Here is a 16730-nt window from a genome sequence, read left to right on the forward strand (position 1 = left end):
TTTTCCTCACACTTTTGATTAATTATTTTTTTTAACATATATTATTCCGCCGATTATTGATAAGAAAGTGGATAATAGAATTAAAACAACAATGGCAATATGTCATTTAATAGCAGGTTCAGTACTATATTCTAAAATTGTGTTAGGATCTAAACTAACTATTTTAAGCCCCGTAAAAGAATTGAGTGTTTTAAGTTGTGATTTCAAAGCATCAGCATTGAAATTATGTAAAACTGAAGAAGATTTATCTTTTATTAATTTTAAGAAAAGATAAGTCATGCTAGTTTGTTTAATTAAATTATATTTAAGTACAAAATTAGTAAAGATAGGATTTTCTTTAAGATTATTAATTTCTTTTTGAGTTAATTTCTTTAAATTTTCTTTTGAATACTCTTCTTGTGAAAACTCAACACGGTCGATAGTGTAATTCTTAATAATTTCAAAAACATCCACATCATTCCCGATTGCTTGATATAAAAGTGGAAATGTGCCCAACGAAAGTACAGGAATAGTATTATCAAAAACACCGTTTTTTGTTTCATATAAATTATCTAGTTGTTGAAGCAAATTGTTTCTTAAATCTAAAAATCCTTTTTCTCTTTTTTCGGTAATAGCATTTTTATTGGTTTCTTTGAAAACATCTGCTCATTGTTCAATTGTTGAATCTTCACTTTTTACTTTTTTAGAAATGTTTGAAATTATCACCGGACTATAAACCATAGCAAAATAGTTGACTTTTTGTTCTGTTGAATTTAAAGTATCATCAACAATCTTAAAAACGTATTTACCTTCTTTTAAATCAGACTGAAATTTTTCTTCATTGTATTCATAATCTCTTGAATACATAAATTCATTTGTGTTTCCATCACCACGATTAACCGTAAATGAAATAGCACCAAAATATGCACTTAAATCCATTCAATAAATTTTATGATACAAACTTTTTCTAGTGTTTTTAATAGCTGTACGAAAATCTTCTTTTTGCGTAAATGTATTATCGACTAAGAATGAAAATTTATTCACATTCAATGGATTTGCAATGAATTTAATATTTTTTAAATCTTCTTCATCAGATTTTTTTTGTTTTACAATGTAGGTATTTTTAGCTAATGCAATCGGTTGAACCAAATTTGCTTTGGTTCTTCCTGGTATTGAAATGAAAAATGATATTAAAACAAATAATCCAGGAATTCAACCTGCAACAAATTGATAACTTTTTGATTGTACAAAATTATGTCCTATCGCACCGATTCCCATTGAAACAAGCGATATTAGAAAACTTGCTCCAAAAAATACTAATCAACTTAAAAATTTATGTTTAAGTGATAATGCTGGAATAAAAAAAGTTCCAATAAAATAACCAATGCTATTAATGCCAATTTGACTTGCTAAAATAATGATTCCTGCTAAAATAGTTGCAGTAAAAATTTCTTTTTTAGTAATTGGCTTAGATTGCATTACATAAAAAAGGCCTTCTTCTTTATATTTATAAAAAAGACTTTGCATAGCAAAAGCAGATGTCATAAAAGCACTTATCGTTCCAAACACAACCATAAACGAACGATACATTGAACTAGCTTCTGTTGACTGAGCAAATTTGCCTGATTGATCTGCAACTTTTAAAGAAATATACATAGAAAATGCAATAACAATATTTATAATAGATATTACAGATGCACTAATATAATATGAAATTTGTCGATAAAATAGTTTTAGCTGAAGTTTGAAAAATGCCTTCATTATACCTACTTGTTTTACATTAATAAAATTATAGCATTATTAATTATTTTACTCTATTTACTAAATATTGTATAGGTGCTGTTCAATATTTTTTTGTTTAACATTTTAAACAAAAATAATTTTCTATTTAATACACAATTTTAAACAAAATATCAAGCACATTGTGTTGCACTTGATATTTTCTCCAATTTAATTGCTGGGGTTATTTTAATTTTGTTTTTTTGCTTTGTTGTAAAATAATTTCAGCAAAATATTATTTATTTATATCATTTATTAGTAAATTAAAGTAGGATTTTAATGATTTTGATTTTATGAACTTAAATTACTTTGTTCTTGTTGAGATGAATTCTCAACATTTTCATAAAAATTTATGTCTTGTGAATTGAAAATAGATAGAACTATTGGCTGCTTTTTAATTTGTCAAATTAAAAGCGAAAGAAATACCATAAGTATTACACATGAAATTATTGATAATAGAGAAAATGTAAATACTCATATATACTTATATCATTCAATTACAGTTAAAAATAAAATAATATTTAAAAATAAAATGAATAATAGAGAAAAATATGCTATTAAAATTTTAGTTTTGTGTTTTCTTAATTTCGGAATTATCAACATATCTATTAATAAATAAATTAAAATAAAAGTAATTAAAACTATAAATATAAAAATCAAAGACCCAAATGTTACTGTTGGATAAAATAGTTTATATTCTTTGCCAACCATTCCATAAATACTATATATAAACTTTCAAAAAAACATAAATAAAATAGTTGAGAGAAATGACAACAAAATGGATATTTTTATTATTACATTTTTAAAATAGTTTTTCATTTGCTTCCTTTATATTAATTTTTTATTCAATTCTAATAACATTATTTGTCTAATATCCAGTGTGTCAAGTTGCTTGTTAGGATCATTTTCGAATAAATCATAAAATAGTTTAATTACTTTTGAACCAAAGGAATAATCTTGATAATTATCTTTAATAAATTTATTTTTCTCAGCTTCAGATGAAAATATTCTTTTTAATGAGGAAATTTCTCTTTCTTCACTGCTTGAATAATTTAAGAAATTATTTTCTAATTTTTCTTTATCTTTAATTATTTGGTTAATTGATTTAGCCATCTTAATCATTAATGTATTAGACTTCAATTTACTAATAAGTTCATCAAAGAAGAAAAATAATTCATTTACATTTTTTAAATCATTTATTTCAGTTGCAAGATATTCAGAAAACTTTGTTATATTTCCATCACTAAAATCATCGAAACAATTGCTATTTAAAAAATAACCAATAAAGAAATTAGAAATATAAAGATATTGAATATTTAAAATAATTTTGTTAATATTAAAGATTTTTAATTTACTCAATAGAAATGCTGTATCTATTAAAGTATTATTAATCTTTTCTTTTGAAACTATATTCCCATCTTTTCTTAAATTATATAATTTAACTAATTGATGAAATTTCATCGCTATCATTCAAGTAATTTTTGGAATTTTTATCCCTCTTTTATTTTCAACAAAATAACTAGGAACATATTTTGAAATTATAACTTCTACCGAGACTCCATTAAAAATAAGTTTCCCTACTATATTGTCTTTTTGTTTGATTTCAATATTTTTTTGTTTTTCCAAATTATTTAATTTAGCATTAATTTCAAAAGCATTGAAATCAAAATCATTAGTTTGTCTTTCAAAATCTTTATATTTTCATAATATGGATTTGCTTCCTTGAAGTAAGAAACGATTTTTTTGCATATATTTAACAAAATCTATTTCTTCTTCTTTGAAATCATTAACTCTTTTACACAATTGGGTAAATAATTTATATCTAAACGTAAAAAATAATTTTAATTTCAATCATTTGCTGCAACGATAAATATTAAACCTATAATATTTATTTATAAAAATCATTGCAAGTGAATCAATGAATCAAATTAAATTAAATGCTATAGATAAAAACAAAACCATCCATAAATAAATCTGTATTTTTTGTTTTGTTGTAATATTTTTTGAATCAAATATTTTAAATGTTATTCCCATTTTTTCAGTTAAAAGAAAAATAAAATATAATGATAGAAAAAATAAAAATGTACTAAAAAATAAGAAAAAATAGTATTTTTTTAAATTTATTTTTAAAATTTTCTTCTCTATTAAAATTTTTTCTAATAGCATCCACCACCTCAAACATTGTTTCTCAAATATTCTTCGTATCTATTAAAAGCGAGACGATAAATATTTATAACTTCATTTAGGCAAATATTTACCTTTCTTCTTGCAATTGGTAATGTTAATAAAATAGAAAATGATAATGTTTGTTCATCAAGAATTCTCTTTGCTTCTCATAAAGTAGATTTTAGTATTTCAATATTCTTTGTATTTTTGGCTTTTATTATTTTTTCTAAAATGTCAAGAATAAATTCTTTAGAATATTCAAATTTTTTATTATCTACACGCAATGCAGCTAAAACTGCTCCAACAGTTTTGCCCACTAAAACAGTTGTATCAAAAAGAGGTATTCCTGTTGGGTTCATTTCTGATAAAACATTAGATAAATTATCACCAAATTCTAACAATGGATCTATTGTTTGTAAAAATTCTTTAATTTTAGTCAATGTACTTCTTACAACTGAATGAAAATTATAAAATGTTGTTATATATTTATATATATTGTGGTCAATACTTTTTCATTCTTCTTCTGTAACAAAATCATTAACATTAGCAGAAGTAGAACCAATTGATGCAGTTTGTATTCTAATTTCTTTTTCTTTCGTTAAAGTTGTAGCATCAAATAATTGATTTATTTTTTTATCAAATTTTGCCTTTAAAGCATCAATTTTCTCTTTAAATTTTTCAAAACTTTCAGTTTCGTTAATTTGATTTTCGCTTTTATAATATATAGGTTGAATAGGTAACATTTATCTCCTTTTTTAATGTTAAATTTTTAACAATTAAAATATACCTATAATAAATTATATTATAGGATTTTAAGTTTTTAGCTATGTGGTTATTGAACTATTTGAATTTGCGGATTTTCAGAAGTTTCAAGTGTAATATTTTGTTTTCAATTAGATTTACGCAAAACTATTTCGAATATAATAAAGCGAATAATATCGAAAATATAGAAGATAAAATAAGCTAATGGAAGTGATATTGTTGGGTTAAATTTAACAATAGCAAATAAAACTATTACAAGTCATGCAAAAGAAAGCATATTAGTTATAAGCATTGTTACAGACCCTAAATATGTACGTCCACCTGATCTAATTAAAGCGGCTGCTGTATAAAATCAACATCATAATGGATTAACTAAAATAAATGTGAAGCTAGAATGTAAGAAATTATTTCTAAATACTTGTTTAGCCACTGTTATTCTTTCATCTAAAAAACTAGAAGTTAAAGTTCAAGTATTTGGTAACTTAGATTCTTGTTTTATTTTAATAAGATTATTAGGATCTTCAAAATAAGTTCGAACTGAATTTTCTACACCTTTAGTAATAGTTGGTGTATATGCTATAGCATATACAGTACCAATCATAGCAAGTGACATTATTATTCCGGTTAATGTGTGAAAGCCTTTTAATTGATATGCATGTTTTTCAGCTTCCTTGAAATTACCCTTTCCAAGTTCAGTTGCGACAAAATAAGAAACATTTGAAGAACATGCACTTGTAGTAGCAGCAGCTACATTAGATAAATTTTCTACAAGTCCAAGAATGGTCACACCACTAATCCCCATCCATTTTTCACCAATACTATTTTCAGGAAATGTTTTTGACCATAAAATCATACGAATAGGAATAGTAATCATAGCAGCTATCATTAATAGCATTGCAGGGATTTTGCTTAAAATTTGTTTAGCAATAGGTTTAGTTATATGAAATAGTTTGAATGGATTTATAAAGATATTCCTATCTTTATAATAAGCAAAAAGTGAATCACTTATCGTACAAACAATATTAGAAATAATCGATCCTATAGCTGCATAATAGATAGGTTTTTTTAGAGCATATAAGAAAATTGCATTAATTGTAACATTAGTTGTAACTGAAAACACTGCACTAGTTAGAGCATAATTAGAATGCCCTACTTCATTTAACATAATGTTGGTATTAAAGTTATATGAACAAATAAGTCAAGAAATAGTAATTAATAGTAAATAAGGTTTAGCCATCGCAATAGTATTATCGCTAAGCGGAGTGGCAGCAGCTGATTTTATCATCATCTGAGGAACTATTCAACTTGGAATTGAAAACGACATAGCAATAACAAAGAATATTCAAACCCGTAAGTTCATAATTTGGTTGAGTTTATCATATTCTTTTTTACCGTAATATTGGCCTACAAACATAGCTGCTATTCCTTGAATAGCAAAAAAGATAACAAATAATATTCCAGTTCAAGTGTTTGCATAAGTCAAAGCATCAATACCATTAGAATGATGGCTTACCATAAAATTGTCGAGGAATCCGTTGATACAAAATAGTATTTCACCAATTATGATTGGTACTGTTTTTTTGAAATACAAAATTCAATCAGTTTTTGACTGTGGAAAAAGTTTTTTAATATTCTTACATCTACTTTTAGTTTCTTTTGTGCTAGTCATAAATTCCTCCTTTTGAATGTTTTAATTTGGATTTAGTTATAGTTAGGGTGATAAAACTACAAAGTTCAAATTTTTTCTTTGATTTCTTTGATGGTTAGATTATCATCAAAGTTTAAGTTCTTTAAGATTTTCATTAAATCCTTTTTCAAACTTAACTCACGCATCAAAATTTTTGCTTCTTCTGGATTTTGTTCAACAAATATCATTTTATGAACATCATCAGCAGAATAATTTCGAAGATCACGCGTTAAACTTTTTTTATCAAGGTCATAAAAGTATTTTAACTTTTTATCGTTACTACGCAAGTTCTTGATACTTTTGGTATAAAGTCAATAACCTGCAAATGAAGCTAATGCACCATTATTTTCTATAGTCTGTTTCATAACGCTTGAATCTTTAATTTGAGGAAGTAAGACCTTACGTGTATTTTTTCAATAGATAGTATTAAATTTTTTTGCAGTTAATTTAGAAAGCGATATAGTTTGCTTACTAATCAATTCACGAACCGTGTTATTAGGAAAAAGTTTTTTAATACAATTGGTTTCCAAAACAGGATTATGTCCAACAAAGACTATGTCTTTGATATCTAAAGTTTTATTGATTTTGTGAATATCATGCACAATAAAACGACGCAATATAGTTCAAATAGAACTTAATTTGTTGTGCTGGTTAAAGTCCATAATGAAGGTAGTAGTTTCAAATGTATTATTTTCATTAATAAGACCAAGTGTATAAGCATAAGGAGTACCACTTGGAAGATCTAAAAGTCTTGCAAATGGATTAGTGATTGCTTCAAAATCAATATAAACTTCGTTTTTGTTCATACTTATTCCTTTAAAAAAGCACCTTAGGAAAAGGTGCTTTACTACTATTTTATTGTTTCATTTGTTCAGCTACTTCAGCTGCAAAGTCTACAATTTTTTTTTCAATTCCTTCACCTAATTCAAAACGAATTGCTTTTTGAAATTTCAAATTAGATTGTTCTAAAAATTTTTGAACAGTTAATGAATCATCAACAACATAAGGTTGGTATTCTAATACACCTAAATCATTATATTCTTTTTTCAACATACCAGCTTTAATGCTTTCTTGAATTTTTTCAGGTTTGCCAGCTAGTTTAGGGCTTGTTGAAATTTTTTCTTCAATTTGTTTAACAACTTCTTTAGGTATTTCTGATACACACATATATGTTGGATTTAGCGCAGTAATATGCATTGCTAAAAATCTTAATTGTTCAGCATTATTTCCTTCAACTAATACAATAGTTGCAACTCTATTATTTGCGTGAGTATATGAAGATACAACTTCTTGTTTTTTAGCAGTATATTTTTCTACTCTTCTTAGAGAAATTTTTTCACCAATTTTAGCAGTTAAATCTTTACAATGATCTTCAATGGTTAATCCATCAATTTTTAATTTTAGAACATCATCTATAGTTTTAAATTTTGCATTAATTAAAAACTTTTCAAGTTTTGCGGCGAAATTTAAAAATAATTCATTTTTAGCCACAAAGTCAGTTTCTGAATTTAATTCAAATAAAATTGCAGTTTGACCTTCAGTATATGCCCTAACAATTCCTTCAGCTGCGATTCTTGAAGATTTTTTAGCAGCTTTAACAATACCTTTTTCTTGCAATCATTTGATAGCTTTTTCAATATCGTTGTTAGTTTCTTCTAAGGCATTTTTGCAATCTAGAAAACCCGAATTTGTGCGTTCTCTTAATTCTTTTAACTTATTTAAATCAACAGCCATTTTACTATTCCTTTACTTCTTCTTTTTTAGTTGCTTTTTTGGTAGTTTTAGCTTTTGTTGCTTTTTCTTCTTTAACTTCGGCAACTGCTTTTTCTTTTGTAGTTTCTTTAGTGGTTTTCTTAGTTTCTTTAACTTCTTCTACTTTTTCTTTTGCTTTAGCTTTGGTAGTTTTTTTAGGTTTTTCTACTTTTACTTCTTCTGTAGCTTCTTCTTTTTTTATGGTTTTAGTTACTTTTTTTGTTTCTTTTACCGGTTTTTCTTCTTCAACAACTTCTACTTTAGTTTCAACTAGTTTAGATTCCACAATTTTAGTTTCAGTAGCAGGAGTTGAAGTTTCAGTTGATGAAGTTTGGGCGTCATCTGCTTCTTTTTTCATAAATGGTCTTTTTACAAAATTTTTCTTATTTGGATCTTTTTTAGGATCTTCAGGTAAGATAATTTCTTCATCTTTTTTGTATGCAAATAATTCTGGATTACCTTTTGCAGCACAAATAGCATCAGCTAATACTGTTAAAATCAATGTAATTGATTTAACAGAGTCATCGTTTGCAGGTATTACAAAATCTGATAAATCAGGTTTTGAGTTAGTATCATTAATGGTAAAAATTTTGATACCTTTTTTAGCGGCTTCTTTAATAGCAATTTCATCATCAATAGGCGATGCACAAATCATAACTTGTGGTAATGAGTTTTTTGTTGCTAATTTTCTGATACCATTTAAGTTCTTTTGTAGTTTAGCAATTTTCTTGTCAAATAAAAGGCCTTCTTTTTTGCTATAACCTTCATATTCAGTTTTTTGTAATTCTTCTAATCTTTCAAGTTCTTTAACTGATTTGAAAATAGTTTGTGAGTTAGTTAAAGTTCCACCTAATCATCTTTCATTTACATAAACTGAGTTAGTTCTCATAGCAGCATCTTCGATTGCTTTTTTAGCATGTTTTTTAGTACCTACTCAAATAAATGAAATAGCTGATTTTTGGCACATTTTGTAAAGTATTTTGTATGCATATTCCAAAGCTTTTTGGGTCTTAGAAATATCAATAATGTGGATACCCAATCTTTTACCATAAATGTATTGTTTCATTTTTGGGTTTCATTGGTAAGCACGGTGTCCAAAATAAACTCCAGCTTCTAATAATTTTTCTCTCGAAATTATTTCAGGAGTGGCTTCAAGTCCTTCTCCGTTTTCTAATGTTGTATCAGCTTCAGTTTTAGCTTCAAGAGCTTTTTCAACTACAACTTTCTTGTCTTTTTCTTCCATTGTAAAATAATTAAAATCCTTAATTTGTTATGCTTCCTATTATTTCTAACAATTTGCATTACTAATGTAACACACGCAAATTGAATTCATAATAGTGTTTGATTAAATCATTTGTGTAATAAAATCAAGTACTTTGTGTTTTTAAAATAATTTTAAAAGTACTTTTTTATTGTATCATAAAAAGCCAAATTTTTTTAAGTGTATTTTACAAAATTTTAGACCAATAAAAAAATGCTCACTAAACTTAGTGAGCAATTATTAAGGATTTATAATTTTATTATTTTTTGTCTTTGCTGTCGTCGTCTTTATTTGGTTGTTGCTTGTTCAAAGCATCCATTACTTGCGCCATTTTTTGTTCAAATTCATTCAACTTCTTTTCAAGAGTGTCAATTTCTTTTTTAGCTACTAAATCTTTAAACTCTTGAATTTCTTTTTCAACTTCTTTACGTTGTTCTTCTGGAATCATTTTAGCTTGTTCACTTGTAAGTGATTTTTCAAGTTGATTAATGATTTGTTCAGCACGTACAACTACTTCAATACTATGACGTTTCTTTTGGTCAGCTTCACGGTTTTCTTCTGCTTCTTTAACCATTTTTTCAATTTCTTCTTTGGTTAGATTTGAAGTGTTTTGAATAGTTATAGTTTGTTCTTTATTGGTTTTCTTATCTTTTGCAGTAACTTTAGTAATACCATTAACATCGATTGAAAAACTTACTTCAATTTGTGGAACACCTCTAGGAGCTGGTTCTATTCCTTCTAAGTTAAATTGTCCTAAGATTTTATTATCAGCTGCCATTTGTCTTTCACCTTGTGTAACCACAATAGTTACAGCTGTTTGATTATCCATTGCAGTTGAAAACACTTGGCTTTTGGTTACAGGAATTGTTGTATTTCTATTAATTAAAGGAGCTACTATATCACCTTCAACTACAATTCCAAGAGTAAGAGGAGTAACATCGATTAATAAAACATCATTGATTTCTCCAGCTAAAACCCCACCTTGAATAGCAGCACCTGCTGATACAACTTCATCTGGGTTGATTGAAGTATTTAATTTTTTGTTTAAAATCTTTTTAACAAGTTCTTGTACTAATGGCATTCTAGTTGAACCACCAACCAGTAAAACTTCATGTAAATCACTTGGTTTTAGTTTAGCTTGTGAAAGAGCGTCTAACAATGGTTTTTCTAATCTAGCAATTAGTTTTTCAGTCATTCTTTCAAATTCTGATCTTTTTAGTTCTAGCTCAACGTTAATTGGACCATTTTCATTCATTGCTAGGAATGGAATATTGATATTTGCAACAAGGCTTTGTGAAAGGGTGATTTTTGCAGTTTCGGCTTGTTCTTTTAACCTAGACATTGCCATTTTATTTGAAGTAACATCATAGTTATAATTAATTCTAATTTGATTAATTAATCATTCAACAATAGCATGGTCTCAATCATCCCCACCTAAATTATTGTCTCCTGATGTTGAAAGTACAGTATAAGTTCCTTCTTGTTTTTCAAGAATTGAAACATCGAATGTTCCCCCACCTAAGTCGAATACTAGAATTCTTTCTTCATCAGAATCTTTTTTATCAATTCCATAAGCAAGCGCAGCTGCAGTAGGTTCGTTTATAATTCTAACTACATCAAGTCCTGCAATTGTACCAGCATTTTTAGTGGCTTCACGTTGTGCATTATCAAAATAAGCAGGAACTGTAATAACAGCTTTTTCTACTTTATGTCCGATTTTCTTTTCAGCATAATCTTTCATATATCCTAATATTAAAGCTGATATTTCTTCAGGTTTATAGTCACGTCCATTTACATGAACTGTTTTGCTAGTACCCATCAATCTTTTGATTGATGCAACACAGTCTGGATTGGTTTCGAGTTGACGTTTTGCAACTTCACCTACAATAATATCTCCATTTTTAAATGCTACAACTGATGGAGTTGTTCTTTTCCCATTTGGGTTTTCTAAAATTTTTGGCACACCATTTTCTATAATAGAAACTACAGAGTTAGTAGTTCCAAGGTCTATTCCTAATATAATTTCTTTTGCCATAATTTCTCCTTAATAAACTATTAATTAGAATTTCATAAAATAAATTTTAGCACTTTATAAAAAAGAGTGCTAAAAATATTTTTATTTTTTTATAAATAAGTAATAGGAGAGGATTATTTAGAAACTACAACTAAAGCAGGTTTAATTGTACGATCATGCAAACGATAACCTACATTCTTGACTTCAAGGATAGTATCTTTTGGTTTATCCGATTCAACAAGTTCATATACTTGATGAATTTCAGGACTAAATTTTTCACCAATTTCAGGAATTATTTTGGTAATGCTAAAACTTTCTAAGACACCAAGAATTTGTTGATACAGCATTTCAAAACCTTTTGCATAAGCAGCTACACTTTCATTAGTTGATGAAAGTGAATGATTTAATGCTACTTCAAAGTTATCAAAAGGTCCAATTAAGTTTTCCACAAATTTTTGCAGAGCAAATTTCTTTTCTTCAGAAATAATTGTTTTCATATGGTTGTCATTTTTAGCAATATGTTCTTGAATAGTTTGCTGTGCTTTTGCTTCCATTAATTCAATATGTTTCTTAAATTCTGTTTCCATTGTGGCATATTTTGTTTGTTCTTCGGCTAATTTTTTTTCTAAATTTTTAGCTTTTTCTTCTAAATTAGTCATTTGAATCTGAAAATATTTCATTTCCATAATGAAATTAACAAAACGGTCAGGTGTTTTATTATATTTAAGCAGTTTAATTTCAAATGTATTTTTTTTATCTTTAGGATTTACAAAGGTTAAAATTTCGTCTTTTTTTTCGGCTTCTTGCCCAATTAAAAAGTTCTCAATTTTTTCATCAAAAGGATCAAGTCCAATATATATTTTTATAACTTCTTTAGGAAATGTCTTTTGAATTTTTTTATTTTTATATTCAACTATTGTAAATTCAACATAGTCATACTTTCTAATCTTCATTTTTCTTCTCCTTGATGATTTTTTCTAGTAGATTAATTGCTTCAAACGATTCATTGAAGTTGATGTTTGAAGGTCCTATTACACTTATTTCTTTTATATTATCATTATTTGAAAAGTCTATTTTTTTACTAATTATACTTAAATTAGGTCTTGAAAGATCTAATTTAATATTATTTTCTTCGTCTAGATTATTTTCAATTGCTTCTCAGACAGAGTGTTTTTCAATGAGTTCTAGTACTTTATTTACATCTTCACGACTAATATTTTCTGAAAGTATAATGGCGCCTTTGTTATAAGCTTTGGTTTTTGTTTCTTCCTGAAAAACAAAAACATTTTTAATAAATTGTTGAATAATAACTTCAAAATTTTTGATTTTTTCTGAAAATATTGGTACAAGTGATTCAGCTTTCTCTGAAAGTTGAATCAAAGGTGTATCTACTAATCTTTCTTTAAACAAACGAATTGCAATTTTTAAATCATTGAGTTCAATTTCATTTGAATCATAATTAAATAATTTGCTTTCCACTTTTCCCGTACTTGTAACAAGTACAACTACAGCGCTATTTTCATTAAGCGGTGTTAATTGAATACTTTTTAAAAGTTCGCTTGCATTATTGGCAGTTGCAATAACAGTAAAATTTGCAATTTTACTAATAACTTGTGCAGCTTCATCTAAAGTAGCATCTACTTTTATTCTTCTTTTGGCTAGTAAATCTTCTAGTTTTTGATTGAAATATTTTTTAGGATCATAAACCAAATATTTTGCATAATACTCAAGGCCAAAAGTTGAAGGTACACGACCACCAGAAACATGTGGTTTTTCAAGTAAATTTACTTCTTCTAATTGACTCATTATATTTCTTACTGTTGCAGAACTACATGAAAGTATACATCTTTCAACAAGTTTTTTTGAACCTACAGGTTCACCTGTTTCTATATAAGTTTCAACAATTAAACGAAAAATTTCTCTCTGTTTTTCGCTCAAATCAAAGTGATTAGAAGAAAAATCAAATGCCATTTATACTCCTTTTATTGAAAATAACCTCTATTATTTTAGCACTCAATTAGCACTTTTTTTACTTAATTGCTAAATTAATGAAAAATAAAAACCACAAAAGTGGTTATTATTCGGTCGATTGTGTCGTAATGGCGCGCCCGGCAGGAGTCGAACCCGCAACCTCTTGGTCCGTAGCCAAGCGCTCTGTCCAATTGAGCTACGGGCGCATTATGGAGCCACCAACCGGATTCGAACCGGTAATCAGGGTGTTGCAGACCCATGCCTTGGCCGTTTGGCTATGGTGGCAACACAGGCAAGTATTATTATAATACATTTTAAGTTAAAATATGAAAAATAAAATGCAGGTATCCTGCATTTGTTTTCGTTCTCTGAAAACTGAATTAGACTTAATTTTATATCACTTCTATAGAATTACTATTAAACCACTCAATTTATTAGTATCGGTCAGCTGAATGTATTACTACACTTACACCTCCGACCTATCAACCTCATAGTCTATAAGGAATTTAAAGGGAATATTCATCTTTGAGGAGGCTTCCCGCTTAGATGCCTTCAGCGGTTATCCTTGCCAAACTTGGCTACCCAGCTATGCTCTTGGCAGAACAACTGGAACACCATCGGTTTGTCCATCCTGGTCCTCTCGTACTAAGGACAGCTCTCATCAATATTCCAACGCCCACATCAGATAGGAACCAAACTGTCTCACGACGTTTTGAACCCAGCTCGCGTACCGCTTTAATGGCCGAACAGGCCAACCCTTGGAACCGACTCCAGCTCCAGGATGCGATGAGCCGACATCGAGGTGCCAAACCTTCCCGTCGATGTGATCTCTTGGGAAAGATAAGCCTGTTATCCCCGGGGTAGCTTTTATCCGTTGAGCGACGGCCTTTCCACGAAGAACCGCCGGATCACTAAGTCCTGCTTTCGCACCTGCTCGACTTGTAGGTCTCGCAGTCAATCACACTTCTACCTTTATGCTCTTAAATACGGTTTCTGACCGTACTGAGTGTAACTTTGAACGCCTCCGTTACCTTTTGGGAGGCGACCGCCCCAGTCAAACTACCCACCACACACTGTCCTCTTACCAGATAATGGTAACAAGTTAGAAGTTCAACGTAACAAGGGTGGTATTTCAACGATGACTCCACAAAAACTAGCGTCTTTGTCTCACAGTCTCCCACCTATCCTACACAAGTTAAATCAAACTCCAATATGAAGTTATAGTAAAGCTCCACGGGGTCTTTTCGTCTAGATGCGGGTATGCGGCGTCTTCGCCGCAACCATAATTTCACCGAGTCCAATGTCGAGACAGTTAAGAGATAATTACTCCTTTCGTGCAGGTCAGTATTTAGCCGACAAGGAATTTCGCTACCTTAGGACCGTTATAGTTACGGCCGCCGTTCACCCGGGCTTCACATCAACGCTTCGCATAGCTAACGCCTTTGCTTAACCTTCGGGCACTGGGCAGGAGTCACCCCATATACATCGTCTTGCGACTTAGCATAGAGCTGTGTTTTTGATAAACAGTTCCCCCTTACTATTCACTGCGGCCTATGTTTTACCATAGGCATCCCTTCTTGCGAACTTACGGGATGAATTTGCAGAGTTCCTTGACATTGGTTTTCTCGCTCGCCTTAGAATACTCATCTTGGGGACGTGTGTCCGTTCTCGGTACGGGTTTCACAGAATTTATAGTTAGAAGCTTTTTTAAGAGGTATGAAATCATTTAATTCGTTACTTTGTTGCCATTTCACTATGCGTCATATCTTCCGGTTAAGCCGTGCGGATTTGCCTACACGACCCAGTAAATACTTACCCCACATTTGCTTGCGCTTCCAGTTTGTGGTAAAACTATCCTCCCCCGTCACTCCATCACATTCAAGAAAGTACAGGAATATTAACCTGTTATCCATCGACTACGCCTTTCGGCCTCGCCTTAGGACCCGACTAACCCTGGGTGGACGAACCTTCCCCAGGAAACCTTCCCCAATAGGCGTCAAAGATTCTCACTTTGAATCGTTACTCATACCGGCATTCTCACTTCTAAGCGCTCCACTAGTCCTTACGGTCTAGCTTCAATGCCCTTAGAACGCTCCTCTAACGCATCACTGCCCGTAGCTTCGGTATTGTGTTTTAGTCCCGTTGAATTATCGGCACAGAATCTCTCGACTAGTGAGCTATTACGCACTCTTTAAACGATGGCTGCTTCTGAGCCAACATCCTAGCTGTTTAAGAAACTCCACAACCTTTCTCACTTAACACAATTTTGGGACCTTAGCTGACGATCTGGGTTGTTTCCCTCGCGTGCATCGACGTTATCACCGATGTACCGACTGCATAATGATACACGACAGTATTCGGAGTTTGATTATAGTCAGTACGGCTAGGCGCCGCCATCCCATATTCAGTGCTCTACCCCCATCGCTTAACATTACACGCTAGCCCTAAAGCTATTTCGAGGAGAACCAGCTATCTCCAAGTTCGATTGGAATTTCACCCCTACCCACAAGTCATCCGGGCACGTTTCAGCGTACTGCGGTTCGGTCCTCCACTTAGTGTTACCTAAGCTTCAACCTGCTCATGGGTAGATCACCTGGTTTCGGGTCTATATCAACATACTCATTCGCCCTATTCAGACTCGATTTCTCTACGGCTCCGCTTTAATCTGCTTAACCTCGCATGTTGACATAACTCGCCGGTCCATTCTGCAAGATGTACGCCATCACCCATTAACGGGCTCTGACTAATTGTAAGTAATTGGTTTCAGAATCTATTTCACTCCCCTCCCGGGGTTCTTTTCACCTTTCCCTCACGGTACTAGTTCGCTATCGGTGTCTGGTTAGTATTTAGCCTTACCGGGTGGTCCCGGCAGATTCAGACAGGGTTTCACGTGCCCCGCCCTACTCAGGATACTACTAGAAGATTTACACATTTCGCTTACGGGGCTTTCACCTCCTATGGCAGAGCATTCCAACTCTTTCTGCTATATGTAAATATTTGTTCAACTTCGTGTAAGTAGTCCTACAACCCCAACAACAAATGTTGGTTTGGGCTTTTCCCCGTTCGCTCGCCACTACTAAGGGAATCATTCTTTATTTTCTTTTCCTGCTGCTACTGAGATGTTTCAATTCACAGCGTGTCTCGTCATTCAGCTATGGATTCACTGATATGACAATTGAGGATTAGCTCAATTAGGTTTCCCCATTCGGAAATCCCCGTCTCATTGCTTATATCCAACTAAACGAGGCTTATCGCAGGTAATCACGTCCTTCATCGACTTCCAGACCCAAGGCATCCACCAAAAACTCTTGTACATTTAATAGTTAATATGTATGACCTATTGTTTTGTCTATTTTTGA

Annotated in this window: 9 protein-coding genes, 2 tRNA genes, 1 rRNA gene and 1 pseudogene; all 13 read right to left on the reverse strand. The window is 30.5% G+C overall.

Going from position 1 to position 16730, the window contains the following annotated elements; translation table 4 throughout:
* Window positions 1-18 precede the first annotated feature (18 nt).
* Complete coding sequence (locus tag JN03_RS08385; protein ID WP_134076445.1) at window positions 19-1740, reverse strand: ABC transporter permease; 1722 nt, start codon at window positions 1738-1740, stop codon at window positions 19-21.
* Between the two features lie 846 nt (window positions 1741-2586).
* Window positions 2587-3924 carry an MAG4530 family protein gene (locus tag JN03_RS08390; RefSeq protein ID WP_036441855.1) on the reverse strand — a complete coding sequence of 446 codons (1338 nt, stop codon included), beginning with the start codon at window positions 3922-3924 and terminating at the stop codon, window positions 2587-2589.
* A complete protein-coding gene (locus JN03_RS08395) occupies window positions 3915-4667 on the reverse strand; it encodes a hypothetical protein (RefSeq protein WP_134076447.1) in 753 nt (250 codons plus the stop codon). Before JN03_RS08395 ends, JN03_RS08390 begins: the two co-directional genes overlap by 10 nt.
* A gap of 89 nt (window positions 4668-4756) precedes the next feature.
* A complete protein-coding gene (locus JN03_RS08400; RefSeq protein WP_134076448.1) occupies window positions 4757-6355 on the reverse strand; it encodes an MATE family efflux transporter in 1599 nt (532 codons plus the stop codon).
* Window positions 6356-6411: 56 nt separating this feature from the next.
* A complete protein-coding gene (locus JN03_RS08405) occupies window positions 6412-7179 on the reverse strand; it encodes a DUF2779 domain-containing protein (RefSeq protein ID WP_134076449.1) in 768 nt (255 codons plus the stop codon).
* 49 nt (window positions 7180-7228) lie between these two features.
* A complete protein-coding gene (gene tsf / locus JN03_RS00465) occupies window positions 7229-8107 on the reverse strand; it encodes a translation elongation factor Ts (protein WP_134076450.1) in 879 nt (292 codons plus the stop codon).
* A 313-nt stretch (window positions 8108-8420) separates the two neighbouring features.
* A pseudogene (gene rpsB / locus JN03_RS04260) lies at window positions 8421-9368 on the reverse strand (30S ribosomal protein S2); the annotation flags it as partial.
* Window positions 9369-9645: 277 nt separating this feature from the next.
* The gene (gene dnaK, locus JN03_RS00475) at window positions 9646-11421 is read right to left on the reverse strand and encodes a molecular chaperone DnaK (RefSeq protein ID WP_036441886.1); all 1776 of its coding nucleotides are present in this window, start codon (window positions 11419-11421) and stop codon (window positions 9646-9648) included.
* Between the two features lie 113 nt (window positions 11422-11534).
* Window positions 11535-12353 (reverse strand): nucleotide exchange factor GrpE, encoded by an 819-nt coding sequence (locus tag JN03_RS00480; RefSeq protein ID WP_036441889.1) that lies wholly within the window; start codon window positions 12351-12353, stop codon window positions 11535-11537.
* The gene (gene hrcA / locus JN03_RS00485; protein WP_036441892.1) at window positions 12343-13371 is read right to left on the reverse strand and encodes a heat-inducible transcriptional repressor HrcA; all 1029 of its coding nucleotides are present in this window, start codon (window positions 13369-13371) and stop codon (window positions 12343-12345) included. Before hrcA ends, JN03_RS00480 begins: the two co-directional genes overlap by 11 nt.
* Window positions 13372-13500: 129 nt before the next feature.
* Window positions 13501-13577: transfer RNA gene (locus JN03_RS00490), tRNA-Arg, on the reverse strand.
* Window positions 13578-13581: 4 nt separating this feature from the next.
* Window positions 13582-13656: transfer RNA gene (locus JN03_RS00495), tRNA-Cys, on the reverse strand.
* Between the two features lie 128 nt (window positions 13657-13784).
* Window positions 13785-16693, reverse strand: a 23S ribosomal RNA gene (locus JN03_RS00500).
* Window positions 16694-16730: the final 37 nt, after the last annotated feature.

This window comes from Metamycoplasma hyosynoviae, assembly GCF_004365165.1.
Classification (GTDB): domain Bacteria; phylum Bacillota_I; class Bacilli_A; order Mycoplasmatales; family Metamycoplasmataceae; genus Metamycoplasma; species Metamycoplasma hyosynoviae.